The 24835-nt window shown below is 72.5% G+C and carries 25 protein-coding genes; 18 read left to right on the top strand and 7 right to left on the bottom strand.

What is annotated here, in order from left to right:
• Window positions 1-5: 5 nt before the first annotated feature.
• From FYC51_RS00705 to FYC51_RS00675, 7 genes are all read left to right on the top strand, one after another.
• Window positions 6-1307 carry an L-fuconate dehydratase gene (locus tag FYC51_RS00705; protein ID WP_148731794.1) on the top strand — a complete coding sequence of 434 codons (1302 nt, stop codon included), beginning with the start codon at window positions 6-8 and terminating at the stop codon, window positions 1305-1307.
• The gene (locus FYC51_RS00700; RefSeq protein WP_148731793.1) at window positions 1304-2293 is read left to right on the top strand and encodes an aldo/keto reductase; all 990 of its coding nucleotides are present in this window, start codon (window positions 1304-1306) and stop codon (window positions 2291-2293) included. The genes FYC51_RS00705 and FYC51_RS00700 overlap by 4 nt, the downstream gene beginning before the upstream one ends.
• Window positions 2290-3201 carry an amidohydrolase family protein gene (locus FYC51_RS00695; RefSeq protein WP_148731792.1) on the top strand — a complete coding sequence of 304 codons (912 nt, stop codon included), beginning with the start codon at window positions 2290-2292 and terminating at the stop codon, window positions 3199-3201. The genes FYC51_RS00700 and FYC51_RS00695 overlap by 4 nt, the downstream gene beginning before the upstream one ends.
• Before the next feature lie 43 nt (window positions 3202-3244).
• On the top strand, window positions 3245-3685 hold the full coding sequence (locus tag FYC51_RS00690) for an RbsD/FucU family protein (RefSeq protein WP_148731791.1): 441 nt from the start codon (window positions 3245-3247) through the stop codon (window positions 3683-3685).
• On the top strand, window positions 3682-5208 hold the full coding sequence (locus tag FYC51_RS00685) for a sugar ABC transporter ATP-binding protein (RefSeq protein ID WP_148731790.1): 1527 nt from the start codon (window positions 3682-3684) through the stop codon (window positions 5206-5208). Before FYC51_RS00690 ends, FYC51_RS00685 begins: the two co-directional genes overlap by 4 nt.
• Complete coding sequence (locus tag FYC51_RS00680) at window positions 5205-6233, top strand: ABC transporter permease (protein WP_148731789.1); 1029 nt, start codon at window positions 5205-5207, stop codon at window positions 6231-6233. The genes FYC51_RS00685 and FYC51_RS00680 overlap by 4 nt, the downstream gene beginning before the upstream one ends.
• A 71-nt stretch (window positions 6234-6304) precedes the next feature.
• Window positions 6305-7285, top strand: coding sequence for an ABC transporter substrate-binding protein (locus FYC51_RS00675; RefSeq protein WP_148731788.1), 981 nt, complete (start codon window positions 6305-6307; stop codon window positions 7283-7285).
• 101 nt (window positions 7286-7386) lie between these two features.
• On the opposite strand, the gene FYC51_RS00670 is transcribed toward FYC51_RS00675, so the two are convergent.
• Both FYC51_RS00670 and FYC51_RS00665 read right to left on the bottom strand, forming a co-directional pair.
• On the bottom strand, window positions 7387-8058 hold the full coding sequence (locus tag FYC51_RS00670) for a FadR/GntR family transcriptional regulator (protein ID WP_148731787.1): 672 nt from the start codon (window positions 8056-8058) through the stop codon (window positions 7387-7389).
• 39 nt (window positions 8059-8097) lie between these two features.
• Window positions 8098-9624 (bottom strand): AlkA N-terminal domain-containing protein, encoded by a 1527-nt coding sequence (locus FYC51_RS00665; protein WP_148731786.1) that lies wholly within the window; start codon window positions 9622-9624, stop codon window positions 8098-8100.
• Window positions 9625-9739: 115 nt separating this feature from the next.
• Here FYC51_RS00665 and FYC51_RS00660 point away from each other — a divergent pair, with 115 nt between their 5' ends.
• The 10 genes from FYC51_RS00660 (at window position 9740) to FYC51_RS00615 (ending at window position 19784) form a co-directional block, all read left to right on the top strand.
• Window positions 9740-11137 (top strand): FAD-binding oxidoreductase, encoded by a 1398-nt coding sequence (locus FYC51_RS00660; protein WP_148731785.1) that lies wholly within the window; start codon window positions 9740-9742, stop codon window positions 11135-11137.
• A 25-nt stretch (window positions 11138-11162) separates the two neighbouring features.
• On the top strand, window positions 11163-12326 hold the full coding sequence (locus FYC51_RS00655; protein WP_148731784.1) for a PrsW family intramembrane metalloprotease: 1164 nt from the start codon (window positions 11163-11165) through the stop codon (window positions 12324-12326).
• A 78-nt stretch (window positions 12327-12404) separates the two neighbouring features.
• On the top strand, window positions 12405-13703 hold the full coding sequence (locus FYC51_RS00650) for a helix-turn-helix domain-containing protein (RefSeq protein WP_148731783.1): 1299 nt from the start codon (window positions 12405-12407) through the stop codon (window positions 13701-13703).
• Between the two features lie 121 nt (window positions 13704-13824).
• Window positions 13825-15348 (top strand): acetaldehyde dehydrogenase ExaC, encoded by a 1524-nt coding sequence (gene exaC, locus FYC51_RS00645; protein ID WP_148731782.1) that lies wholly within the window; start codon window positions 13825-13827, stop codon window positions 15346-15348.
• Window positions 15349-15532: 184 nt separating this feature from the next.
• Entirely contained in the window at window positions 15533-15904 is a 372-nt protein-coding gene (locus FYC51_RS00640) for an FKBP-type peptidyl-prolyl cis-trans isomerase (protein WP_148731781.1), read from the top strand.
• Between the two features lie 204 nt (window positions 15905-16108).
• Window positions 16109-16942, top strand: coding sequence for a DUF4397 domain-containing protein (locus tag FYC51_RS00635; protein WP_148731780.1), 834 nt, complete (start codon window positions 16109-16111; stop codon window positions 16940-16942).
• Between the two features lie 5 nt (window positions 16943-16947).
• Window positions 16948-17643, top strand: coding sequence for a class F sortase (locus tag FYC51_RS00630; RefSeq protein WP_148731778.1), 696 nt, complete (start codon window positions 16948-16950; stop codon window positions 17641-17643).
• Between the two features lie 120 nt (window positions 17644-17763).
• Window positions 17764-18333 carry an RNA polymerase sigma factor gene (locus FYC51_RS00625; protein ID WP_238476154.1) on the top strand — a complete coding sequence of 190 codons (570 nt, stop codon included), beginning with the start codon at window positions 17764-17766 and terminating at the stop codon, window positions 18331-18333.
• Window positions 18314-19090, top strand: a complete 777-nt coding sequence (locus FYC51_RS00620) for an anti-sigma factor (RefSeq protein WP_238476153.1) — start codon at window positions 18314-18316, stop codon at window positions 19088-19090. Before FYC51_RS00625 ends, FYC51_RS00620 begins: the two co-directional genes overlap by 20 nt.
• Window position 19091: 1 nt before the next feature.
• Window positions 19092-19784: a lysoplasmalogenase gene (locus tag FYC51_RS00615; protein WP_148731774.1), complete on the top strand. Its 693-nt coding sequence runs from the start codon at window positions 19092-19094 to the stop codon at window positions 19782-19784.
• Here FYC51_RS00615 and FYC51_RS00610 read toward each other — a convergent pair.
• Together FYC51_RS00610 and FYC51_RS00605 are read right to left on the bottom strand one after the other, a co-directional pair.
• Window positions 19741-20094, bottom strand: coding sequence for a protealysin inhibitor emfourin (locus tag FYC51_RS00610; protein ID WP_148731772.1), 354 nt, complete (start codon window positions 20092-20094; stop codon window positions 19741-19743). The two genes, FYC51_RS00615 and FYC51_RS00610, sit on opposite strands and share 44 nt — an antisense overlap.
• A gap of 53 nt (window positions 20095-20147) precedes the next feature.
• A complete protein-coding gene (locus tag FYC51_RS00605) occupies window positions 20148-21272 on the bottom strand; it encodes a M4 family metallopeptidase (RefSeq protein WP_238476152.1) in 1125 nt (374 codons plus the stop codon).
• A gap of 92 nt (window positions 21273-21364) precedes the next feature.
• Here FYC51_RS00605 and FYC51_RS00600 point away from each other — a divergent pair, with 92 nt between their 5' ends.
• On the top strand, window positions 21365-22210 hold the full coding sequence (locus FYC51_RS00600) for a CPBP family intramembrane glutamic endopeptidase (RefSeq protein WP_222863187.1): 846 nt from the start codon (window positions 21365-21367) through the stop codon (window positions 22208-22210).
• A gap of 37 nt (window positions 22211-22247) precedes the next feature.
• Here the strand turns inward: FYC51_RS00600 and FYC51_RS00595 are convergent, their stop codons facing one another.
• The 3 genes from FYC51_RS00595 to FYC51_RS00585 all read right to left on the bottom strand — a co-directional run bounded on the left by FYC51_RS00595 (window position 22248) and on the right by FYC51_RS00585 (window position 24771).
• Window positions 22248-23558, bottom strand: a complete 1311-nt coding sequence (locus FYC51_RS00595) for an HNH endonuclease signature motif containing protein (RefSeq protein ID WP_187432425.1) — start codon at window positions 23556-23558, stop codon at window positions 22248-22250.
• 226 nt (window positions 23559-23784) lie between these two features.
• On the bottom strand, window positions 23785-24252 hold the full coding sequence (locus FYC51_RS00590; RefSeq protein ID WP_148731766.1) for a hypothetical protein: 468 nt from the start codon (window positions 24250-24252) through the stop codon (window positions 23785-23787).
• A gap of 69 nt (window positions 24253-24321) precedes the next feature.
• Complete coding sequence (locus tag FYC51_RS00585; protein ID WP_148731764.1) at window positions 24322-24771, bottom strand: CHRD domain-containing protein; 450 nt, start codon at window positions 24769-24771, stop codon at window positions 24322-24324.
• Window positions 24772-24835 lie beyond the last annotated feature (64 nt).

Here is a 24835-nt window from a genome sequence, read left to right as displayed (position 1 = left end):
ACGCCATGAGCACGATCGTCAGTGTTGACACCCGGGACATCAGGTTCCCGACCTCCCTCGAACTCGACGGGTCGGACGCCATGAACCCCGACCCCGACTACTCGGCGGCGTACGTCACGATCCGCACCGACGCCCCCGACGGCCTCGCCGGCGACGCGTTCGTGTTCACGATCGGGCGCGGCAACGACGTGCAGGTCGCGGCGATCGACACGCTGCGCGGCCACCTCCTCGGCCGTGACGTCGAAGAGCTCCTGCGCGACATGGGCGAGACGTCGCGCCTGCTCATGCACGACTCCCAACTGCGCTGGCTCGGCCCCGAGAAGGGCGTCATGCACATGGCGATCGGCGCGGTCGTGAACGCGCTGTGGGACCTCCGGGCGAAGCGCGCTGGCCTCCCGCTCTGGCAGCACCTCGCGAGCCTCAGCCCCGAGGAGCTCGTCTCCCTCGTCGACTTCCGCTACCTCACCGACGCGATCACTCCCGACGAGGCGCTCGCGATCCTCCGCGCCGCCGAGCCCGGCCGCGCCGAGCGCACCGCGCGGCTGCTCGAGGTCGGCTATCCCGCGTACACGACGACGCCCGGGTGGCTCGGCTACTCCGACGAGAAGCTCGAGCGGCTGTGCCGCGAGGCCGTCGCCGACGGCTTCCCGCAGATCAAGCTCAAGGTCGGCGCCGACCTCGACGACGACGTGCGCCGCCTCGGCATCGCGCGTCGCGCGGTGGGTCCCGACTTCCCGATCGCGATCGACGCGAACCAGCGCTGGGACGTGTCCGATGCGATCGCCTGGGTCAACGCCCTCGCCGAGTTCCACCCCGCGTGGATCGAGGAGCCGACGAGCCCCGACGACATCCTCGGCCACGCGGCGATCGCCCGCGGCATCCGGCCGGTGCGCGTCGCCACCGGCGAGCACGTGCAGAACCGGATCGTGTTCAAGCAGCTCCTGCAGGCCGGCGGCATGGCCGTGATGCAGATCGACGCCACCCGCGTCGGCGGCGTGAACGAGAACATCGCGAACCTCCTGCTCGCCGCGAAGTTCGGCGTGCCCGTCTGCCCGCACGCGGGCGGGGTCGGCCTGTGCGAGGCCGTGCAGCACCTCTCGATGTTCGACTACGTCGCGGTCTCGGGCAGCATGGACGGGCGCATGATCGAATACGTCGACCACCTCCACGAGCACTTCGCCGTCCCCACCGAGGTCGTGCGCGGGCGCTACCTGGCACCCACCGCGCCCGGCGCGTCCACCGAGATGCTGCAGGAATCCGTCGACGCCTACACCTGGCGCGGCGCGCACGCCGAGGTCACCGCATGACCCGCGACGCCCGCGTCGACGCGAGCGACGTGACGAGCGCCGAGCGGCTCGGGCCGCTCGGCTTCGGGGCCGCGCCCATCGGCAACCTCTACCGCCCGGTGTCCGACGAGGACGCCTCGGCCGCCCTCGAGGCGGCGTGGGCGGGCGGCATCCGCTACTACGACACCGCGCCGCACTACGGGCTCGGCCTGTCCGAGCGCCGGCTCGGCGCGTTCCTCCGCGGGCGCCCGCGTGACGAGGTCGTCGTCTCGACGAAGGTCGGACGCGTGCTCGAGCCGAACCCCGACTTCGCGGGCGGCGACGACCTGGCCGACGCGTACGCGGTGCCGAACGGCCTCGTGCGCCGCTTCGACCCGAGCGAGGCGGGCATCCGGCGGAGCATCGAGGACTCGCTCGAACGGCTCGGCCTCGACCGCGTCGACATCGCCTACCTGCACGACCCCGACGTCTACGACCTCGACCGCGGCCTCGCCGAGGGGCTGCCCGCGCTCGCGCGGCTCCGCGACGAGGGCGTCGTCGCCGCCGTCGGCATCGGCACGAACGACGCGGATGCCGCGGCGCGTGCCGTGCGCGAGGGCGACCTCGACCTCGTGATGATCGCCGGCCGGTACACGCTGCTCGAGCAGCCCGCGCTCGCGGATCTCCTGCCGCTCTGCGCGGCGCGCGGCGTCGGCGTGGTCGCGGCCGCACCCTACAACTCCGGGCTGCTCGCGACGGACACGCCGGCTGCTGGCGCCCACTACGACTACGCCGAGGCGCCCGGCGATGTGCTCGAGCGCGCCCGCCGGCTCGCCGACGCCTGCCGCGCGCGGGGCGTGTCGCTGCCCGTCGCCGCCCTCCGCTTCCCGCTGCGCCACCCCGCAGTGCGCACGGTCGTGGTCGGCTCCGCCCGCGCGAGCTCGGTGCGCGAGAACGCGGCGCGGCTCGCCGTCGAGGTGCCCGAGGGCTTCTGGGCCGAGCTCCGCGACGAGGGGCTGATCCCGTGAGCGGCCGGGTCGTCGACGCGCACCTGCACCTCTGGGACCGGTCGCGGGGCGGGTACTCCTGGATCACGCCCGAGCTGGGGCCGCTCGACCGGGACTTCGCGCCCGACGAGGCCGCGGCCGAGCTGCGCGCCGCCGGCGTGGACGCCGCCATCCTCGTGCAGGCCGACGACACCGCGGCCGACACGCGCTTCATGCTCGACGTCGCCGCCGCCAACGGGTGGGTCGTCGGCGTGGTCGGGTGGGTGCCGCTCGACGACGAGCGCGCGGCCGCGTCGGCGCTCGACGCGCTCGATGCCGAACCGCTGCTCCGCGGCATCCGCCACCTCGTGCACGACGACCCGCGCGACGACTTCCTCGACCTGCAAGACGTGCGCGCGTCGCTGCGCCGGGTCGCCGAGCACGGCCTCGCGTTCGACGTGCCCGACGCGTGGCCGCGCCATCTCGGCGCGGCGGGTCGCGCCGCTCGCGCGGTGCCCGAGCTCACGGTCGTCGTCGACCACCTCGCGAAGCCCCCGATCGGCACCGAGGCGATGCCCGCGTGGGAGGCAGAGCTGCGGGCGGTCGCGGCGCTGCCCAACACGGTGGCGAAGTTCTCGGGCCTGCACCTGCCGGGGGCCCCGTTCGATGAGGCCACCGTCGGCGCCTTGCTCGACCTCGCGCTCGACGCGTTCGGCGCCGACCGGCTCATGTACGGCGGCGACTGGCCCATGTCGGTGCCGCACGGCGGCTACCTGCCGACCTGGGCGGTCATGCGAGCCTGCATCGAGCGCCTCGCGCCCGACGAGCGCGACGCGGTGCTCGGAGGGAACGCCGAGCGCTGCTATCTCGATCCAGAGATCAGACCGATCGTTCACGAATCGGGCCGAGTGGCTCGAATCTCCGATGAAACCGCACGAAACATCGGATGAGTAGTACACTCATCCCCGTCCATCTCATGGAAGAGAGGCCCAGGTGCTGAGCGGCATCCACCCGATCCTGGCCGGCGAGCTGCTCGCCGCGCTCGATCGGCTCGGGCACGGCGACGAACTCGTCGTCGCCGACGCCAACTTCCCCGCCCACCGCGTGGGCGCCCTGGTCGTCGAGACCCCCGGGCTGCCATCGCCGGCGGTCGTCGAGGCCGTCCGCACGGTCGTGCCGCTCGACGGCTACGACGGGGCCTCGGTGCTCCTCATGGCCGCCGAGGGCGGCGAGCGCCTCGGGGTGCAGCACGAGCTGGTCGAGGCCGCGAGCGCGCCGGCCGACCGCGTCGCGGAGCTCGAGCGCTTCGCGTTCTACGAGCGTGGTGCCGCCGCCCGGCTCGTCGTACGCACGGGGGAGCTGCGCCCCTACGGCAACCTCCTGCTGCGCAAGGGCGTCGTGAACGCCTACGTCGCGACGGGAGCCGCACGATGAGCGCCGCGGGCGGGGTGCCGCTCCTCGAGCTCGAGGGCGTGAGCAAGGGATTCCCGGGCGTGCAGGCGCTCGACGACGTGCGACTGGACCTCCGGCACGGCGAGGTGCTCGCCCTCGTCGGCGAGAACGGCGCCGGCAAGTCGACGCTCATGAAGCTCCTCGCGGGCATCTACACCCCCGACTCGGGCGTGTTCCGGATGAACGGGCAGGAGCTCGTCATCGACGGCCCGCGGCACGCGCAGGAGCAGGGCATCAGCATCATCCACCAGGAGTTCAACCTGATGCCCGACCTCACGGTCGCGCAGAACATCTTCATCGGGCGGGAGCACCGCAGCGCGGGACTCTTCCTCGACGACCGGGCCCTCAACCGACGCGCACAGGACCTGTTCGACCGGCTCGGCCTCGCGCTCGATCCGGCCGAGCCGGTCGAGCACCTGACCGTCGCCCGCCAGCAGATGGTCGAGATCGCGAAGGCGCTCTCGTTCGACGCCAAGGTGCTCATCATGGACGAGCCGACCGCCGCGCTGAACGACGCCGAGGTCGACGTGCTGTTCGAGCTCATCGGGCGCTTCCGCTCGCCCGAGACCGGCGTCATCTACATCTCGCACCGCATGGAGGAGCTCTCGCGCATCTCCGACCGCATCACCGTGCTGCGCGACGGGCGGTACATCGACACGCTCGAGACCGCCGCGACCGACCAGCGCGAGGTCATCTCGCTCATGGTCGGCCGCGAGCTGCGCGGCGAGCAGCGCCCGGCCGCGGTCCGCGTCGAGGGCGAGCCCGTGCTCTCGGTGCGCGGACTGTCGACGAAGCGCCTGCTGCGCGACGTGAGCTTCGACGTGCACGCCGGCGAGATCCTCGGCTTCGCCGGACTGATGGGCGCGGGCCGCACCGAGGTCGCGCGGGCCATCGTGGGCGCCGACCGACACGACGGCGGCGTGGTCTCGGTGCGCGGCCGCGAGGTGCACATCCAGAACCCGGCGGATGCCGCGCGCCTCGGCATCGGCTACCTCTCCGAGGATCGCAAGCAGCTCGGCGTGCTCCTGGAGCGCAGCGTGCGCGAGAACATCGTGCTCGCGTCGCTCCGCGACTACGTCGGCGCCCTCGGATTCGTCAGGAGCGGCCGCATCGAGGCGACCGGCCGGGAGTACGTGCGCAAGCTGCGCATCAAGACCCCGTCGACCGCGCAGCTCGTGCGGAACCTCTCCGGCGGAAACCAGCAGAAGGTCGTCATCGCCAAGTGGCTCGCGAAGGACTGCGACGTCCTCATCTTCGACGAGCCGACGCGCGGCATCGACGTGGGCGCCAAGGAGGAGATCTACGTGCTGCTGCGCGAGCTCGCCGACCAGGGCAAGGCGATCGTGATGATCTCGTCCGAGCTCCCCGAGGTGCTCCGCCTCGCCGACCGCATCGCCGTCATGGCCGAGGGACGGCTCACGGCCGTGCTCGACAACGCCGACGCCACCCAGGAGAACGTCATGGACTACGCCACCCGCTTCAGCGCCGAAGGGACCATCGCATGAGCCCCACCACCACCCCGACGACCGAGACGCCCTCGACGTCGGCCTACGCCGCGGTCGAGGCCGGCACGCCCCGGTTCGCGCGGCTGCGCGGCTCGCTGCAGCAGCTGCTCGCGGCGGCGAGCCTCATCGTCATCGTCGTGTTCTTCTCGTTCGCGAGCTCGCACTTCTTCACCGCGAACAACCTCATCTCGATCCTGACCGCGGCGACCGTGACCGGCATCCTCGCGCTCGGCACCACGTTCGTCATCATCACGGGCGGCATCGACCTGTCGATCGGCACGGGCATGGTGCTCTGCGGCGTCATGGCGGGCGTGTTCCTCACCTACTGGGGGTGGCCGCTCTGGGCGGGCGTGATCGCGACGATCCTGTTCGGCGCGCTCATCGGGCTCGTCAACGGCGTGAACATCTCGATCTTCGGCATCCCGCCGTTCATCGCGACGCTCGGCATGATGCTCATCGCCGCGGGCCTCTCGCTCGTCATCTCGGGTACGAAGCCGATCTACTTCAACGACACCCCCGAGTTCCAGCAGATCATGAACCTCTCGATCATCCCGGGGGTGCGGTTCCCGCTCGGCGTCGCGATCTTCATCGTCATGATCGTCGTGGCCGCGCTGCTGCTGTCGAAGACGATCGTGGGCCGGTACGCGTTCTCCATCGGCTCGAACGAAGCCGCGACCGAGCTGTCGGGCGTGAACGTGACCCGCTGGAAGATCATCATCTACACCATGGCCGGCCTCTTCGTCGGCCTGGCCGGCGTGCTCTCGGCGTCGCGGCTCTCATCGGCGCAGCCGACCGGCGGCATGGGCCTCGAGCTCGAGGCGATCGCCGCGGTCGTCATCGGCGGCACGTCGCTGCAGGGCGGCAAGGGCTCCATCGTGGGCACCGTCATCGGCGCCCTCATCATGGCCGTGCTCACGAACGGCCTCCGCATCATCTCGGTCCCGCAGGAATGGCAGTCCGTCGCGGTCGGCATCGTGATCCTCATCGCCGTCTACCTCGACATGCTGCGCCGCCGGCGGGCCTGAGACCTCCGGGACCCCACCCGGACCACGCAACACACAGCGACACACCGAACCACCGACACAAGGGAGTGACCATGTTCAAGAAGCGCACGATCGGGGCCGTCGTCGGCCTCGCGGCAGCGGCGCTCGTCCTCGCGGGCTGCGCGAGCGACGGGGGCGGCTCCGAGGCCGCCGACGGGGAGAAGCCGTACGTCGCCCTGATCTCGAAGGGCTTCCAGCACCAGTTCTGGCAGGCCGTGAAGTCGGGCGCCGAGCAGGCGGCCGAGGAGTTCGACGTCGAGATCACGTTCGAGGGCCCCGACACCGAGGCCGACGTCGACCAGCAGATCCAGATGCTGCAGACCGCCCTCGACAAGAGCCCGGCGGCGATCGGCTTCGCGGCGCTCGACAGCCAGGCGGCCGGCCCGCTGCTGCAGCAGGCGAAGGACCAGAGCATCCCGGTGATCGCCTTCGACTCCGGCGTCGACAGCGACATCCCGCTGACCACCGCCGCGACCGACAACCTCGCCGCGGCCGCCGAGGCGGCCAAGCACATGGCGGAGGCCGTCGGCCACGAGGGCAAGGTCGCACTCGTCGTGCACGACCAGACGTCGGTGACCGGCCAGCAGCGCCGCGACGGCTTCGTCGACTACATGGAGGAGAACGAGCCCGGCATCGAGATCGTCGACATCCAGTACGGCGGCGGCGACCAGGCCAAGTCGGCCGACCTCGCCAAGGCGATCATCGCGGCGAACCCCGACCTCAAGGGCATCTACGGCTCGAACGAGGGATCGGCGATCGGCGTCGTGCAGGCGGTGAAGGAGCTCGGCATCGACCCGACGCAGCTCGTGGTCGTCGGCTTCGACTCGGGCAAGGCGCAGATGGATGCGATCCGCGACGGGCTCATGCTCGGCGCGATCACGCAGAACCCGGTCGGCATCGGCTACGAGACGGTGAAGGCGGCCGTCGAGGCGATCGACGGCGAGGAGCTGCCGAAGACGATCGACACGGGCTACTACTGGTACGACGGGTCGAACATCGACGACGAGGAGATCCAGGCCGTCCTCTACGAGTAGGCCCCAGCACAGCGGAACGGGGCGTCGGCTGCGGCCGGCGCCCCTTGCGCGTCGGCGCCACCAGGGGCGGCGCTCGGCGTGCAGCGTTCAGCGCTCGGCGCTCAGAGCGCCCGTCGCAGCCACTGCTCCACGCCCGACACGTGCACGACGGTGTGCGCCGAGGCCAGGTCGGCGTCGCCCGCCGCGATCGCGTCGAGGATCGCGTGGTGCTCCTGCAGGGTGCGGCCGACCACGTTCTCCTGGGTGATGCCGCGCCAGATGCGCGCGCGCACGGTGTGGCTCGACAGCGAGTCGATGAGGCTCGCGAGGTAGGTGTTGCCGGTCGCCTCGGCGATGCCGCGGTGGAACTCGAGGTCGTGCTCGACGAGGCTCTCGACGTCGGCGGCCTGGTCGACGCTCTCGACGACCTCGCGCAGGTGGGCGACCTCCTCGACGCCGGCGTTGCGTGCGGCGAGGGCGGATGCCGCGGGCTCGAGGATGCGGCGGACGGCGAAGATCTCGAGCACCGACTGGTCGTCGTGCAGGTCGACCACGAACGACATCGCCTCGAGGAGCAGCCGTGGTTCGAGGCTCGTGACGTAGGTGCCGTCGCCGCGCCGCACGTCGAGGACGCGGATGACCTCGAGCGCCTTCACCGCCTCGCGCAGCGACGACCGCGACAGGCCCAGTCGCTCGCTGAGCTCCTTCTCGGGCGGGAGCCGATCGCCGGGGGCGAGGTCGCCCGCGATGATCATCTCCTTGATGCGCAGGATCGCTTCGTCGGTGACCGCCATGTCGGCATCGTAGCGCGAGACGCCGCAGACATCGGACGTCTAGGGCGCGGCGCGCCAGAGGTGCATCGACGCATAGCTGCGCCAGGGCGCCCAGCGCGCCCCGTCGGCCATGAGCGCCGCGGCATCGGACGGCAGCCCGAGCGCCGCGGCACCGTAGCGCAGCACGAGGTCGCTGGTCAGGAGCACGTCGGGCGCGCGGGTGACCCGCATCGACACGTAGCCCGCCGTCCATGGCCCGATGCCCGGCACCGCGAGCAGGTCGCGCGCGAGCTCGTCGCGCTCGCGGTCGGCGGACACCACGAGGTCGCCGGTCTCGAGCCGGCGCGCGACGTCGACGATCGTGCGGATGCGCGCTGCGGGGCCGCGCAGCACGCGCTCGCCCTCCTCGGCGATCGCCGCCGTCGTGGGGAACAGCACCGACGGCCGGTCGCCGCCGACGTGCTCGCCGAGCTCGGCCGCGAGGCGCGCGAGCGCAGTGCGCGCGGCCTTCACCGAGACCTGCTGCCCGATGAGCGCGCGGAAGACGAGCTCATGGGCGTCGAGGCATCCGGGCACGCGGATGCCCGGGACGGCCGCGACGGATGCCGCGAGGCGCGGGTCGGCCGCGAGCGCTTCGTCGATCGCCACGGCGTCGGCGTCGAGGTCGAACAGGCGCCGCACGCGCGCGACGAGCGGCGGCAGGTCGGCCAGCGTCGCCAGGCGCGCCTCGACGTCGATGGACGGGGCGTCGGCGTCGCCGCCGGCCTCGAACCTCACGAGCGCCGGCCCGCCGGGCAGCCGCAGCGTGCGCCGGTAGTGCAGCGGCCCCGCCTCCTCGACACCGTCGAGCGCGCGCGTGCCGAGCCAATGGAACACGCCCGCCGCGTCGAACGGCGCCCGGGCGGGCAGCCGCAGCCGCACGAGGCCCGCGTGCGGGTCGATCTCGGGGTCGGCGACCGGGATCACCTGCCGATCGCGCAGCCGCGCCGTCGCCCGGAGCTCGAGCGGGCTGCGCTCGTACACCGCGCGGATCGTGTCGTTGAACTGGCGGATGCTGCCGAACCCCGACGCGAACGCGACGTCGGCCACGGGCAGCGACGTGGACGTGAGCAGGGCGCGCGCGGTCTGCGCGCGATGCGCTCGCGAGAGCGCGAGCGGCCCGGCGCCGAGCTCGGCGGTGAGCACGCGCGTGAGGTGGCGCGGCGTGTAGCCGAGGCGGGCGGCGAGGCCCGGCACGCCGTCGCGCTCGACGACGCCGTCGGCGATGAGGCGCATCGCCCGTGCGGCGAGGTCGTCGCGCAGGTCCCACTCGGGGGAGCCGGGCACGGCGTCGGGCAGGCAGCGCTTGCAGGCGCGCAGGCCCGCCTCGTGCGCGGCGGCGGCCGTGAGGTAGAAGCTCACGTTCGTCGGCTTCGGCGAGACCGCCGGGCAGCTCGGCCGGCAGTAGATGCCGGTGGAGTGCACGCCCGTGATGAACTGGCCGTCGAAGCGGGCGTCGCGAGCGCGCATGGCGCGGTACCGCTCGGCGAACACGGGGTCGGCGAGCGGATCGGCGGGCCGCGTGGCGGTGGCGTTCGGCGGGGTCATGGGTCCAGCCTCGCACGCCGCACCGACATCGACCAGCGGGAATCGGACATGGCCTCGGCGGCTCGGCGACGGCCCGCCGGCACGGACGCCTCGGCCCAGCGGCTAGCGTGGACGGATGCCGACCGACGTGCTCGCCCGCCTCCAGGACGCCCTCGGGGCATCCGTCACCACCGATGCCGCCGTGCTCGATGCGACGCGCGAGGACAAGTCGGGCTGGCGCAGCGCGAGCGCACCCCTGGCGGTCGTGCACGCGGCATCCGTCGACGACGTGCAGGCCGTGATGCGCCTCGCGCACGCCACCGGCACGCCCGTCGTGCCGCGCGGCGCCGGCACGGGCCTCGCCGGGGGCGCCCTCGCGAGCACGGGCGCGATCGTGCTCGACGTGACGCGAATGGACCGGATCCTCGAGGTCTCCGAGGCCGACGAGCTCGCGGTCGTCGAGCCGGGCGTGCTCAACGGCGACCTCAACGCCGCGCTCGCACCGCTCGGCCTCTGGTTCGCGCCCGACCCGGCAAGCCGCGCGATCTCGTCGATCGGCGGCAACATCGCCACCAATGCCGGGGGACTCCTGTGCGCGAAGTACGGCGTCACCCGCGAGGCCGTGCTCGGGCTCGCCGTCGTGCTCGCCGACGGACGACTGCTGCGCACGGGGCACCGCACCGTGAAGGGCGTCACCGGCTACGATCTCACGTCGCTCATGGTGGGCTCCGAGGGCACGCTCGGCGTCATCGTCGAGGCGACGCTGCGACTGCGTCCGCTGACGCCAGGCGACGTGGTGACGGTCGCGGCCGTGTTCCCCGACGTCGAGGCGGCCGCCGCGGCATCCGCCGCCGTCACCGCCGCGCGCATCAGGCCCGCCGTGCTCGAGCTCATCGACGCGGCCGGGCTCGCGCGCGTGGCGGCGCACCTCGGGCCGGTCGCGCTCGCCGGCACACCGCTCGAGTCGCTCGCGCCCGGCGAGGCGTTCCTGCTCGCGCAGAGCGACGGCGGCACGGCCGACGCCGAGGCGGCCCGCATCGGCGAGGCGTTCGCGAGCGCGGGCGGCCGGGTCACGGTGTCGACGGATGCCGCGACGGGCGAGCGGCTCCTCGCGATCCGCCGCTCGATGCATCCGGCGCTCGCCGCCTCGGGGCAGGTGCTCATCGAGGACGTCGCAGTGCCGCGCTCGCGGCTGCCCGAGATGTTCCGCGCGATCGAGGTGATCGGGCGACGTCACGGGGTGGAGATCCCGACGCTCGCGCACGCGGGCGACGGCAACCTGCACCCGAACTTCGTGTTCACGGGCGACGAGGTGCCCGCACACGTGTGGGCGGCGGCCGACGACATGTTCCGCACGGCCGTCGCGCTCGGCGGCACGCTCACGGGCGAGCACGGCGTCGGCATCCTGAAGCGGCGCTGGCTCGCCGACGAGCTCGGCGAGGACTCGTTCGAGCTGCAGCGCGGGATCAAGGCGCTCTTCGACCCGACGGGGATCCTCAATCCCGGTGTCATGTTCGAGGCATCCGCTCACTGACGCACCCGCTCGATATGCTGCGCGGGTGAGCAACGTGCCACTGCAGCCGCCGCCAGCCAACCCGTCGCCCGCGCCGCCGCTGTGGTCCGCGCCACCCCCGAAGGGGCGCACCGGCGGCATCGCGTTCGCGGTGACGGGCATCGTGATCGCCGGTGCGGTCGGGCTGCTCGTGCTCGGCTACCTCGCCGTCGGGCTCGGGGTGTCGACGCTCGCCATCGGCGCGGGCCTCGCGGTCCTGCCGCTCGTGGTCGTGCTGCTCACCATCCGGTGGGTCGACCGCTGGGAGCCCGAGCCGCGGTGGGCGCTCTGGTTCGCGTTCCTCTGGGGCGCCGCGGTCTCGGTCGCGTTCGCCCTCGTCGTCGACCTCGGCATCCAGCTGGCCGTCGCCTACGCGGAGTCGGGCGCGACGCTCGACGAGGCGATGCAGGCGGTCGTGCAGGCGCCGATCGTCGAGGAGACGGCGAAGGGCATCGGCGTGCTGCTCATCTACGCGTTCTCGCGCTCGCACTTCGACGGCCCGGTCGATGGGCTCGTCTACGGCGCCACGGTGGCCGCCGGCTTCGCCTTCACCGAGAACATCCTCTACTTCGGGGCGGCGCTCATCGAGGGCGGTGCGGAGGAGCTCGGCGCGACGTTCGTCGTGCGCGGCATCTTCTCGCCGTTCGCGCACGTGCTGTTCACGGCGTGCACGGGCATCGCGATCGGCATCGGCGCACGACGCGGCGGCGGCGCCGGCGTCATCGGCTGGTTCCTGTTCGGCCTGACCGGCGCGATCCTGCTGCACGCGCTGTGGAACGGCTCGCTCGCCTTCGCCGACGACGCGATCGGCCTCTACTTCACCGTGCAGGTGCCGATCTTCATCGGCTTCATCCTCGTGACGGTGTTCCTGCGGCGCGAGGAGGTCAGGGTCACGCGGACGCGGCTCGCCGAGTACGGCGCCGCCGGCTGGTTCAGCCCGGCCGAGGTGCAGATGCTCGCCACGCCGGCCGGCCGCCGGCAGGCGCGCGCGTGGGCGAGGGTGCAGTCGCCGCCGCGCACGGCCGAGATGCGCCGCCTGATCACGGATGCCACGCACCTGGCGTTCACGCGCCAGCGGCTCGTCACCGGGCGGGCAGGGCTGCGGTCCTCGGTCGACGAGGACGCCCTGCTCCGGGCGGTCGCCGCGGATCGTGCATCGCTGGTGCGCTGAGGCTGCGGTACCGCGAATCGCTCGCGGATGCCGCGACTAGGATGACGGCATCCGGAATCCACGGCGATCGGAGACGGCATGCCCGTGCCGCGGCATCCGCAGGGCTACGACCTGCACGACCTGCGCGACCGCCTGCTGCGCGCCCAGGAGACGGCGATCGCCACGGGCACCGTGCCGCCGACGCTCCGCCCGGTCGTGCGCGAGTCGTGGGAGCGGGCCATCCGCGGGCAGATCGACCCCGACCACGCGCTGCCGCGCGTCGACCTCGACGAGGACGCCTTCCGCGAGTACCGAGCCTCGCACGCGCTCGCACCCGTGCTCCCGGTCATCCGCCGACTGCTCGTCGACGGCGCCGACGACGCGGGCCTCGTGGTCGCCGTCGGCGACGAGCACGGCCGGCTGCTCTGGGTCGAGGGAGACCCCGGACTCCGCCGGCGCGCCGAGGACATGCTGTTCATCGCCGGCGCCGACTGGTCGGAGGCGAGCGTCGGCACGAGCGCGCCGGGCACCGCCCTGCAGCTCGACCGCGCCGTGCAGATCCGCGGCGCCGAGCACTACAACCGCATCGTGCACCCGTGGAGCTGCACCGCCGCGCCGGTGCACGACCCGGCGAGCGGCGAGCTCCTCGGGGTCATCGACATCACGGGCACCGACCACGCCGTCGCGCCGCACACGCTCTCGCTCGTGCAGGCGACGGTCGCCGCCGTCGAGGCGGAGCTGCGCATCGCGAGCCTCGAGTCCACCGTGCGCGCCACGCTGCGCCGCTCGCGCATGACCGCCGTGCCCGCACCGCGTCCGTCGCGCACGCCGCTCACGGTGCTCGGCGAGCGACGCCCGCGCCTCGGCGCCGTGGAGCTGAGCCCCCGGCACGCCGAGATCCTCACGCTCCTCGCGTGGCATCCGCAGGGCCTCGGCGCCGAGCGCCTCGCGAGCCTGGTCTACGAGACCGAGGCGTCCCCCGTCACGCTTCGCGCCGAGCTCGTGCGCCTGCGTCGCGTGCTCGACGCGGCGGGGGAGCCGCCGCTCGAGTCCCGCCCCTACCACCTCGGGCGCGAGGTCGACCTCGACGCGGCATCCGTGGCGAAGCTGCTCGCGCAGGGTGCGCTGAAGCGCGCCGCCGAGCGCTACGCCGGCCCCGTGCTGCCCGCCTCGACGGCGCCCGGCATCGTCGAGCTGCGCGACGAGCTCGCCGGGCGACTGCGCGAGTCGATGCTGTCGGATGCCTCGCCCGAGGTGCTCGCCGCCTACGCCGAGCGCGACGAGTGCCGCTACGACGCCGAGGTGTGGCGGGCGCTCCTCGAGGTGCTGCCGCCGCGTTCGCCGCGACGCGCCTCCGTCGTCGCGCACCTCGAGCGCATCGAGGCCGCGCTGCGGTAGCCGTCGGCCGCGACGCCCACTGCAACGTCATTGCAACCCTCGGGCAACGGGGCGGCAACCCGTGCGCGCCTAGCGTGGCAGCGCCCGCTTCGGGCACAGACGACGACGTCGAGGAGACACGATGACCGTGTACGCCGCGCCCGGCACCGCCGGCGCACTGATCGAGTTCAAGCCGCGCTACGACCACTTCATCGGCGGCGAGTGGGTGAAGCCGGCCGAGGGCGCCTACTTCGAGAACATCTCGCCCGTGAACGGCAAGCCGTTCACGGAGGTCGCTCGCGGCACCGCCGCGGACATCGACGCGGCGCTGGACGCGGCGCACAAGGCCGCGCCCGCGTGGGGCCGCACGAGCGCGGCGCACCGCGCCGGCATCCTGAACGCCATCGCCGACCGCATCGACCAGCACCGCGAGCTGCTCGCGGTGGCCGAGACCTGGGACAACGGCAAGTCCGTGCGGGAGCCGCTCAACGCCGACCTGCCGCTCGCGAGCGACCACTTCCGGTACTTCGCGAGCCTCATCCGCGCGCAGGAGGGCAGCTTCACGCAGCTCGACGAGGACACCGTCGCCTACCACTTCCAGGAGCCGCTCGGCGTGGTCGGGCAGATCATCCCGTGGAACTTCCCGCTGCTCATGGCCGTGTGGAAGCTCGCGCCGGCGCTCGCCGCGGGCAACGCCGTCGTGCTGAAGCCGGCCGAGCAGACGCCCACGTCGATCCTCGTGCTCGTCGAGCTCATCGCCGACCTGCTCCCGGCGGGCGTGCTCAACGTCGTGAACGGCTTCGGCGTCGAGGCCGGCAAGCCGCTCGCGTCGTCGAACCGCATCCGCAAGATCGCGTTCACGGGCGAGACGACGACCGGCCGGCTCATCCTGCAGTACGCCTCGAACAACATCATCCCGTCGACCGTCGAGCTCGGCGGCAAGAGCCCGAACATCGTGTTCGAGTCGGTGGCCGACCGCCGCGACTCGTTCTACGACAAGGCGCTCGAGGGCTTCAGCCTCTTCGCGTTCAACCAGGGCGAGGTGTGCACGTGCCCGAGCCGCTCGCTGATCCAGCGCTCGATCTACGACACGTTCCTCGACGACGCGATCGAGCGCACGAAGCTCGCGAAGCAGGGCAACCCGCTCGACACCGAGACGCAGGTCGGCGCGCAGGCCTCGAACGACCAGCTCGAGAAGATCCTGAGCTACATCGACATCGGCAAGCGCGAGGGCGCCCGGCTGCTGCTCGGCGGCGAACGGGTCGACCTCGGCGGCGACCTCAGCGAGGGCTACTACGTCGCGCCGACGATCTTCGAGGGCGAGAACCGCATGCGGCTCTTCCAGGAGGAGATCTTCGGGCCGGTCGTCGCGGTCACGAGCTTCCGCGACTACGACGATGCGATCTCGATCGCGAACGACACGCTCTACGGCCTCGGGGCCGGTGTCTGGAGCCGCAACGGCAACGAGGCGTACCGCGCCGGTCGCGACATCCAGGCCGGTCGCGTGTGGGTGAACAACTACCACGCGTATCCCGCGGGCGCGGCCTTCGGCGGCTACAAGTCCTCGGGCATCGGCCGCGAGAACAACAAGCAGGCCCTCGACCACTACCAACAGACGAAGAACCTCCTCGTCAGCTACAGCGAGAACCCGCTCGGGTTCTTCTGATCGGGGCTCTGGACGGGGTGAAGGGCCCGGTGCACAAGGAAACTCGCCGCCCTGTGGTGTGGCAATGCCGACATCTCTACCAGGCGACGAGTTCTCCGGATTCCAGCGTGCAGGCTGTTCGCAGTCAGCGCAAGAGGAGGGTGGACGGTTGTCCGCGAGGGCCGTCTCCAGTTGGATGGACCGCATGACTGACACCAACAGCAAGCCCGAGGTCGACGCTCCTGAGGGCCCGGCCCCCGTCGAACTCGTCATCGAGGACATCGTCGTCGGCGACGGTCCCGAGGCCACCCCGGGCTCGACCGTCGACGTGCACTACCTCGGCGTCGAGTACGAGACCGGCGACGAGTTCGACTCGTCGTGGAGTCGCGGGCAGTCCATCAACTTCCCGCTGCAGGCGCTCATCGCCGGCTGGCAGGAGGGCATCCCCGGCATGCGGGTCGGCGGTCGCCGCCAGCTCATCGTGCCCCCGCAGAAGGCCTACGGCCCCGCGGGCGGCGGTCACCAGCTGAGCGGCAAGACCCTCATCTTCGTGATCGACCTGCTCGGCGTCAGCTGAGCCGGCCGCGGCATCCCCGCGGCATCCGCGCACGCACCGAAGGCCGGTGGACCTCGTCGTCCACCGGCCTTCGCCATGCCCGTCGCACGCGTTCCATCCAGGGGCATCCGATTCCCAGGTGCATCCGATCCCGCGTCACCGTCCGAAGTAGGTGATGACAGGAGACTCGCCGCCCCGCCTCGTGGGGCCGACCTGGAGGGAACAATGAACAAGATCCTCATCGCCGGATTCGGCGCCGGCGCGCTCATCGCGCTCGGTGCCGTCGCGCCGGCCGGCGCGTCCGAGAACGCCGCGATGCTCTCCGTGCTCCACGGCGTTCCCGACCTTCCCGTCGACGTCTACGTCGACGACGAGCTCACGCTCGACGACTTCCAGCCCGGCGACCTGGCCGGCCCGTTGGAGCTCCCTGCCGGCACCTACTCCGTGGCGATCACGGCAGCGGATGCCGCGGACGCCTCGCAGCCCGCGATCGGACCGGTCGACCTCCCGCTCGAGGCGGGCGGGAACTACACCGCGGTCGCGCACCTCGACGCCGAGGGCGAGCCGACCGCGACGCTGTTCACGAACGACGTGTCTGGCATCCCCGCCGGACAGGGCCGGCTCACCGTGCGCCACACGGCGGCCGCCCCGGCCGTCGACGTGCTCGCGGGCGGGCAGGCCGTGATCTCCGGACTCGCGAACCCCGACGAGGCGACGCTCGACCTGCCGGCGGGCACCATCTCGGCGTCGGTCGCCGCGGCGGGCACCACCGAACCGGTGATCGGGCCGGCCGACGTGCAGGTCGCGGAGGGGACGCTCACGATCGCGTACGCCTGGGGGAGCCTGGAGGACGACAACCTGGCGCTGGCCGTGCAGACCGTCACCGGCATGCACTCCAGCCCCGACGGCGTGCCCGCGGGCACGGCCGGCGTCGTCGCGACGAACTCGCCCGAGCAGCAGCTCCGCGTCTGGGGCGCCGTCGGGCTGGGCGCGATCGCGATGATCGCCCTCGCGGCGGCCGTGCTCCGCAGGATCGCGACTGCCAAGGCGGAGCGCTGATCGGGATGCCCGGGCAGGGGGTCGCGGCCGAGGTGATCGGATCCCTCGCCGCGGCCTCCGCCGTGCTCGCCCTGCTGGCCGGGTGCTCCGTGACGCTGGGCCCGGATGGCACGGCATCGACCGCGGCGACCGCGGAGACCTCCGCGCCGAGTGCCGGCGAGTCCCCGTCGCGCCCGGCCGCGGCCGGGTCGGCGGCCGCGCTCCCCGATGTCCCGGTGACGTCGTCCGCGCTGGGGGACCAGCCGGCTGCGCCGCCGGCGCCGACGCGCCTCGAGGTGCCCGCGCTCGGCATCGACGTGCAGGTCCTGCCGACGGGTCTCGACGACCAGGGGCGGATGGGGCTCATCGATGACCCCACGATCGCGGCGTGGTACCAGTGGGGTCCCGCCCCGGCGAGCGCGGCCGGGTCGATGGTCATCGCCGCGCACGTCGACTCGCTGACCTACGACGTGCTGCCGTTCGCGCGGCTCAGGGACGCCGCGCCCGGCACCGAGGTCGTGCTGACGGATGCCGCGGGCACCCGCCACGCGTACGCCGTGCAGTCGCTCCAGGTCATCGAGAAGGCCGACGTCGACTGGGACGCCGCCTTCGACCGCTCGGGTGCGCCGCGCCTGACGCTCGTGACCTGCGGCGGCGAGTTCGACTACGGGAACCGCCGCTACCTGTCCAACCTCGTCGTCACCGCCTCACCGTTCGGCTGATCGGGATGGGGCATGGATATGCTGAGGCCGGTGCTGCAGGCGACCGTTGCCGCGCCGCCGTCGTCGGCACTCGCCGACGGGAGGCTCCCGAGCGGTCCACGAAGAGGTGAGGGTCGCCCGGTGACCACCACCTCGTTCGCCGAGATCGACGACCAGGCCCTTGCGCGCGAGTTCGCAGCAGGCGATGAGCGCGCCCTCCGCGAGGCGTACGCGCGCTGGTCGCCGCTGGTGTTCCGGCTGGCACTGCGATCCCTCGGCGATCGGACCGATGCCGAGGACGTGACCCAGCAGGTCTACATCTCGGCGTGGAACGGGCGCCACACGTTCGACCGCTCCCGCTCCACGCTCAGCGCGTGGATCGTCGGCATCACACGACACCGGATCGCGGATGCGCACGAGGGTCGCGCACGCGCCCGTCGCCTGCAGGAGGCGCTCGTCTCCGAGGCATCCGTCGCCCCGCAGCCCGCGACCGACGACCTCGCCGAACGCGTCATGGTGGCCGAGGAGCTCGAACGCCTCGAGCCGGTCCCGCGGCGCGTGATGGAGCTGGCGTTCTACGATCAGCTCAGCCACACGCAGATCGCCGACGCCCTCGACCTCCCGGTCGGAACCGTGAAGAGCCATGTCCGTCGCAGCCTGGCGAGGCTGCGCGCACGATGGGAGGTGGATGATGGACCACATCGAGCCTGATGAGCTCGCCGTGCTCGCGCTCGAGGGGCGCGAACCCGACGACGACGCGGCCCGCGCCCACCTCGCCGAGTGCGCGGAGTGCCGCGCCGAGTACGACACCCTCGCACGAACGGCTGCGCTCGGTCGCGCCGGCGTGCCCGAGGGCGAGCTCGAGGCGCCGCCCGCGTCCGTGTGGGCGGGCATCCACGCCGAGCTGGGACTCGCGCCCGAGCTCGCCGGGGATCCGCTCACGGGCGGGCGCGCGGTCGCGACGCCGGCCGCGCCGGCCGAGCCCCGTCCCGTCGCGGAGCTGCCGTCGCGTCGTCGGCCGTGGTGGCCGATCGCGGTCGCCGCAGCCGTCGGCGGCATCCTCGTCGGGGTCGGCGTCGGCGTGGCGATCGGCGGACTCGGCGACGCGGAGCCCACGCCCGTCCCTGCGGTCGTGCTCGCGAGCGCCGACCTGGCGGCCTTCCCCGGGTGGGACGGCGCGACCGGCCACGCCACCGTGGAGGAGGACGCCGACGGCATCCGCTCGATCGTGGTCGACCTCGATGCGTCGGTCCCGCAGGGCGACGTCAGCGAGGTGTGGCTCATCCGCTCGGATGCGTCGGGCCTCGTGAGCCTGGGCCTGCTCGACGGTTCCTCCGGGCGCTTCGTCCTGCCCGCGGGTATCGACCTGACGGAGTTCACGTTGGTCGACGTCTCAGCGGAGCCCGTGGATGGCGACCCGGCGCACTCCGGCGACTCGATCGTGCGCGGCGAGCTGGTGGAGAGCTGAGATGACCGTCGCCCCACCCGTCGCGTTCGCGCCGTACGCGGTGCTCTCGGTCGTGCACCTCGTGGTGCTCCAGGTGGCGCCCGATCCCACGGCGGTCACGGTCACCAAGGTGCTGCTCATGCCGGCGCTCGCGCTCGGGGTGCTCCTGGCGTTCCGGCCGTTGCACGGCGCAGTGCCCGTGCTGCTGCTCGCGGCCATCGCGCTCTCGTGGGGCGGTGACGTCCTGCTCACCTTCCCCGGCGACCTCTGGTTCGTCGTCGGGCTGGTCTCGTTCCTGCTCGGGCACGTCGCGTATATCGCGCTGTTCCAGCGGCTGCCACCGCGCGGCCGGCGTCTTCCCGTATGGACGCTCGTCTACGTCCTCTGGTACGCGGCGTTCCTCGCCCTGCTCGGGCCGCACCTCGGGGCGCTGTTCGTGCCGGTGGCGATCTACGGGCTCGTGCTCGGCACGATGGCGGCGCTCGCCGGCGGCATCGGCGGGGTCGTCGCGCTGGGCGGCGCGCTGTTCGTCGTCTCCGACTCGGTGCTCGCGCTCGGACGCTTCCTGCCGGGCTACGAGTTCGCGCTGCACGACCTCACCGTGATGACGACGTACCTCGCCGCCCAGGGCCTCATCGCGCTCGGCGTCGTGGGGCTGCAGCGTGCCGGCGTCAGCGCTCCGCGTCGGTCGGCGTCGGCCGCGCTGCCGGCGTAGCCGTGGGTCGTCGACCCTCGGCGCCGCCGGTCGCTCGCCCGCGCTCGGGCTCGCTCGCATCCTGCACGCGGTCGACGAGCTCCCGCCACGGACCCACGAGCTGGCGCTCCGCGAGCGTCGCCTCGTGCGGCGCGCACCGGATGCGGTAGACGAACCGGTCGGGCTCGGGCGGCACGGGCGGGGGCTTGCCCCACGGGATCTCCTCGATGAGGAGGTACCAGGCCTCGGCGTCGGGCTGCTCGTCGACGCGCACCTCCCACGTGAGCCGAAGGCCCGCCAGGCCGCCGCTCCGCGACACGATGACGTCCATGTCGCGATCGTACTCCCGGCGCCGCCGTGCCGAACCGGCCGCGGCCGTCGGGATCACGGGGTGGGCGGCACCTCGATGCCGACGGTGGCCCAGCCGTTCGCGACGGCCCGCGCCTCGCGCGACGTGCGCCCGTGGCGCTCCTGCGCGGCGCGCACCGTCTCCCGTGCGAACTCGCGGAAGTTCGACGTCGGCTTCAGCCGCCCCGAGGTGAGCACGTCGTACCAGATCCGGCCGACCGTCTCCCACGCGAAGCCGCCGAGCTCGACGGCCGCGAGTGCGAAGGCGCGGTTGGGGATGCCCGAGTTGAGGTGCACCCCGCCGTTGTCCTCGTCGGTCTCGATGTAGCGGTCGAAGTGGTCGGGCTGCGGGTCGCGCCCGAGCACGTCGTCGTCGTACGCGGTGCCCGGCTCGATCATCGAGCGGATGGCGCGACCGTCGACGGCGTCGGTGAAGACCCCCTCCCCGATGAGCCAGGTCGCCGACGCGGCATCCTGCCCCTTCGCGTACTGCTCGACGAGCGCGCCGAACACGTCGGAGACGTGCTCGTTGAGCGCGCCCGACTGCCCCTGGTAGCGCAGGCGCGCCGTGCGCTCGGTGACGCCGTGCGCGAGCTCGTGGCCGATGACGCTGATCGATTCGGTGAAGCCGCGGAACACCTCGCCGTCGCCGTCGCCGAACACCATGCGCTCGCCGTCCCAGAAGGCGTTGTCGTAGCGGTCGCCGTAGTGCACGGTGGCCTCGAGCGGCATTCCGGCGTCGTCGATCGAGTCGCGTGCGAAGACGCGGGCGAACATCTCGAAGGTGTCGCCGAGCCCGTCGTACGCCTGGTTCACCGCCGTGTCGGCGGTCGGCGGCTCGCCCTCGCGGCGCACGAGGCGCCCGGGCAGCTTGTCGTCGCCCTCGGCGTCGGAGATGCGCCGGTCGGGCTGCGGCGCCGTGCCGGGGGCCGCAGCAGGCCGCTCGTCGCGTGCCGGACGCTCGGGGCCCATGAACGACGGCAGTTCGCCGGCCGCGCGGAACTCGCGCAGCGGGGCGTCGCGCAGGAGCGAGCGCCGCGCGGCCTCCGCGGCGTCGGCGTAGGCGGGATCGTCGGTCGACGCGATGCGCATGAGCAGGTACGGCGGCACGATCGCCGGGTGAGTGGACGGATGGGGGAAGGGCCGGGGCATCCGTGTCATGCACCCGATCGTGCCATGTCGGGCCGACACGCATGGCCGCACTCGCCGCGGGCGCACTTGCCGCGGCAATCGCCGCTTGCGAAGCTGGAGCGGTGACCGCCGCTCCCGTCGCCGCCCCGAGCGAGGTGCGCACGCACCCGATCGGCCTCGTGCCCGCGGTGCTGGTGTGCGGCGCGGCGGTGCTGCTGTTCGGATTCGAGCAGAACCTCCTCGGCTACGCCGTGCTCGCCGTGGGCCTCGTGGTCGCGTGGCTGGTCGACCGGTCGGGTCGCACCGACCGACTCCTGCCCGACCTCCTCCTCATCGCGATCGGCCAGGTCATCATCTCGACGATGCCCCTCGAGGCGGACATCGCGTACTGGAGCATGGTGCGCTTCGCCGTGGTGCTCGGCCTCGCGGTGGCCGTGCCCTACGTGATCTCCCGCTACTGGTACGGCGACCGGGTCATCCGCTTCCCGTGGCGCACCGGACGGCGCTGGACCCGCACCCAGTGGATCTACCTCATCGCCGTCACCGTAGCGGGCTGGCTCATCCTGCCCTTCTACTTCATCACCTCGGGCGTCTACGAGAACTGGCCGACGGTCACTACGCCCGACGAGATCGCCCGCCTCTTCGTCGGCGTCAACGCCGTCGGCACGTGGGACGAGCTGTTCTTCATCTGCACGGTCTTCGCGCTGCTGCGCCGCCACTTCCCGACCTGGCAGGCCAACCTGCTGCAGTCGGTCGTGTTCGTCTCGTTCCTGTGGGAGCTCGGCTACCAGTCGTGGGGGCCCCTGCTCACGATCCCGTTCACGCTCATCCAGGGCTACACCTTCAAGCTCACGAAGTCGCTCACGTACGTGCTGATCGTGCACCTCATCTTCGACGCGGTCGTGTTCTGCGTCATCGTCTACGCGCACAACGGCTGGCCGGCGATCTTCCCGCTCGTGCCGTCGTGATCGAGCCAGGCGCGCCTCCGACGTTGCGCGCGCTCGCTCAGAACGGCACCGGCTCGTACCACTCGAGCAATGCCTGCCACTCCTCATCGATCGTTGGGCTCGGATCGGGCGGAATCGGCGGCGGTTCGATGCGCCGCGCGATCGCCGTCGACGCCGGGCACGCGGCATCCGCTGCGTCGACCCCCTCGCCCGCACCGACCGGCATGAACGGCCGCTCGGGCAGCGTTCTCAGCACGTGACCCGCTGGTGAGGTCCAGCGCATCACGCCGCCGGGCTCCTGCAGCACCCGCCACCTGCTCTCGTGCTTGAGGTGATGGTGAGGTTCGCAGAGCGCCGCGAGGTTCGTCGCGGAGGTCGTGCCCCCGCGTGCGAAGGCCGTGGTGTGGTCGAGATCGGCGTGCGTGGCGGGCCGTGAGCAGCCCGGAAAACGGCACTGCCCGTCGCGGAACCGCACGAGCCCGGCGAGATCGGCCGGCACTCGATAGCGCTCGCGGCCGTAGCTCACCACGGCGCCGGTCTCGGGGTGCACCAGGATGCGACGTATCCACGGCGCGTGCACGGTGAGCAGCCGGGCGGTCTCGGGGTCGATCGGGCCGTACCCCTCGAGCTCGGCCGGCTCGTCATCGAGCCCGAGCAGCGTCAGCACCGGCACGGTCACGTTGATGCGGGGCACCACTGCGCCGATGACGGTAGCGTCGTGGCGCGTGCGCTCGTCGTCGAGCAGCCCACCGCCGAGCAGCCCACCGCCGAGCAGCCCACCGCCGAGCAGCCCACCGCCGAGCAGCAGATCGGCCGCGACGTCGACGGCGCGTTGCAGTGACGTGCGCATGTCGCCGGCTTCGGTCGGGCGCGCCGCGAGCGCGGTGAGGCGCGCGTCGATCGCGACGGCGCGCTCGGCCTCGAGGTGCAGGCTCAGCCACGCCATGCCGTCGGGTGCGGGATCGAGGCAGACGCGCCGATCGTCGACGGCGCGCGCTCGTCGATCGGCCAACGGCTGGGGGTGCAGCCGCTCGCGCACGCGGCGCATGCGCCGCCGGACGTCGGCGTTCGTGGACACGACGCCGTTCGCCGCCGCGGCCGATGCCGCATCGAGGGCGACCTGCTCGACCGCGTCGGCGACCTCGACCGGAAGGTCGTGCGTCAGTTCGAGCACCGAGCGCACCTGCGTGAGCGCGAGCTCTCCCGCCGCCAGCGCGTCGAGCGTCGCGTGGCGGGGACCGGTGAGTCGTTCGGCCTCGGCAACGAGACGCGAAGCGGATGCCTCGTGCCGCCCGAGCGTCGTCGCGAGTTCGGCGACGAACGAGCGCTTCGCCATGTCGCGCTCGCGCGGGGTGCTCGACTCGGTCACGCGCTCGACGTCGGCCCCGAGCTCGCGAGCCCGCTGGATGCACCGGTACTGCCCGGGCCTGGAGCTGCCGGATCGCCGTCTCGAACGTGGAGATCGCCGCCAACTCCGCCTCGAGCGCCGCTTCATGCGCGAGGTCGAGGGAGGCGGGCATGGGTCCATCCAAACAGGACCCACTGACACCGCGATGAGCCGGAAAGCGCCGATCATCGCCTGAAACGCCACACCGTCAAGAGGATCTGCGCAACCGCAGCACGACGCGCACCGACAGGACCCCGAGCACGACCGCAGCAACCACGGCCGCCGCGCCGATCATCCATTCCAGGAGGCTCGGCGGCTCGGGCGGCGACTCGGACACCGTCCCCGTGCTGCTCAGGTAGACCGTCGCGGTCGTGCCGACGCCGAGGTCGGCGCTGCGCAGGTCGGCACGCGCGCCGTCGGGGAGCTCGACGCTCACGACGCGGACCGTCTCGGTGCGGTTGCCGCGCCGGTCGGCGACGACCAGCCGCTCGCCGTGCTCGTCGACGACGGACGCCTCGACCGGGGTGTAGGTCGCGAACGCGCGGGCCGACGTCTCGGCGAGCGCCCAGACCCCGACCACGGCGAGCACGATCGCGAGGACCGCGAGCACCGCTGCGGTGAGCGCGGGCGGCGGGTATCCGGTGCGCTCCTCGATTCGTCGCTCGGTGGTCATCATGGCGCGACCTCCCGGGTCACGTGAAGATCCGACCACCGAACGGCGTGAGGCGGCGCCCTGTGGCCGGTGCTACTTCAGCTGGCCCCGGATCTCCCCAGGCATGTTGTTCGCGTTGTGCACGTTGACGTAGTACGCGCCAGGGTTCGCCGCGATGTCGTCCAGCAGTGCCTCGTTGTTCACGATGGTGCAGCCGCTGACCGAGAAGTCGGTCTCATTCGGCACGACCAGCGGGACGACGACCGGACCCGGGACATTGCGTGGCGCGACGTGCACGTGCGCAGCGGTCGCCGGTGCGGAGAGTCCCGTCACGTCGAGCGTGTAGCAGAACTCGTTGAGGTCGTCGTCGATCTCGTAACTGAACGAGCCGTGCGCGCCGAAGTTGTTCGGCTTCGGCGCCTCCTGCCCGCCCGTGAGCGGGATGGCGGGTGCGGCCTGGGCCGCGCCGGCGCCGGCGAAGGTGAGTGCGGCTGCGGCGGCGATCGTCAGTGCCGCGGTCCGAGCGTGCCTCTTCGTGATCATGGTGATTGCTCACTTCCTCGCGTTTCTCGGCACGCTACGCCGCCGCCCGTGCACCTGCAAGGGG

The sequence above is a fragment of the Agromyces mariniharenae genome (assembly GCF_008122505.1).
Classification (GTDB): domain Bacteria; phylum Actinomycetota; class Actinomycetes; order Actinomycetales; family Microbacteriaceae; genus Agromyces; species Agromyces mariniharenae.
This window is presented reverse-complemented; position numbering and strand designations above follow the sequence as displayed.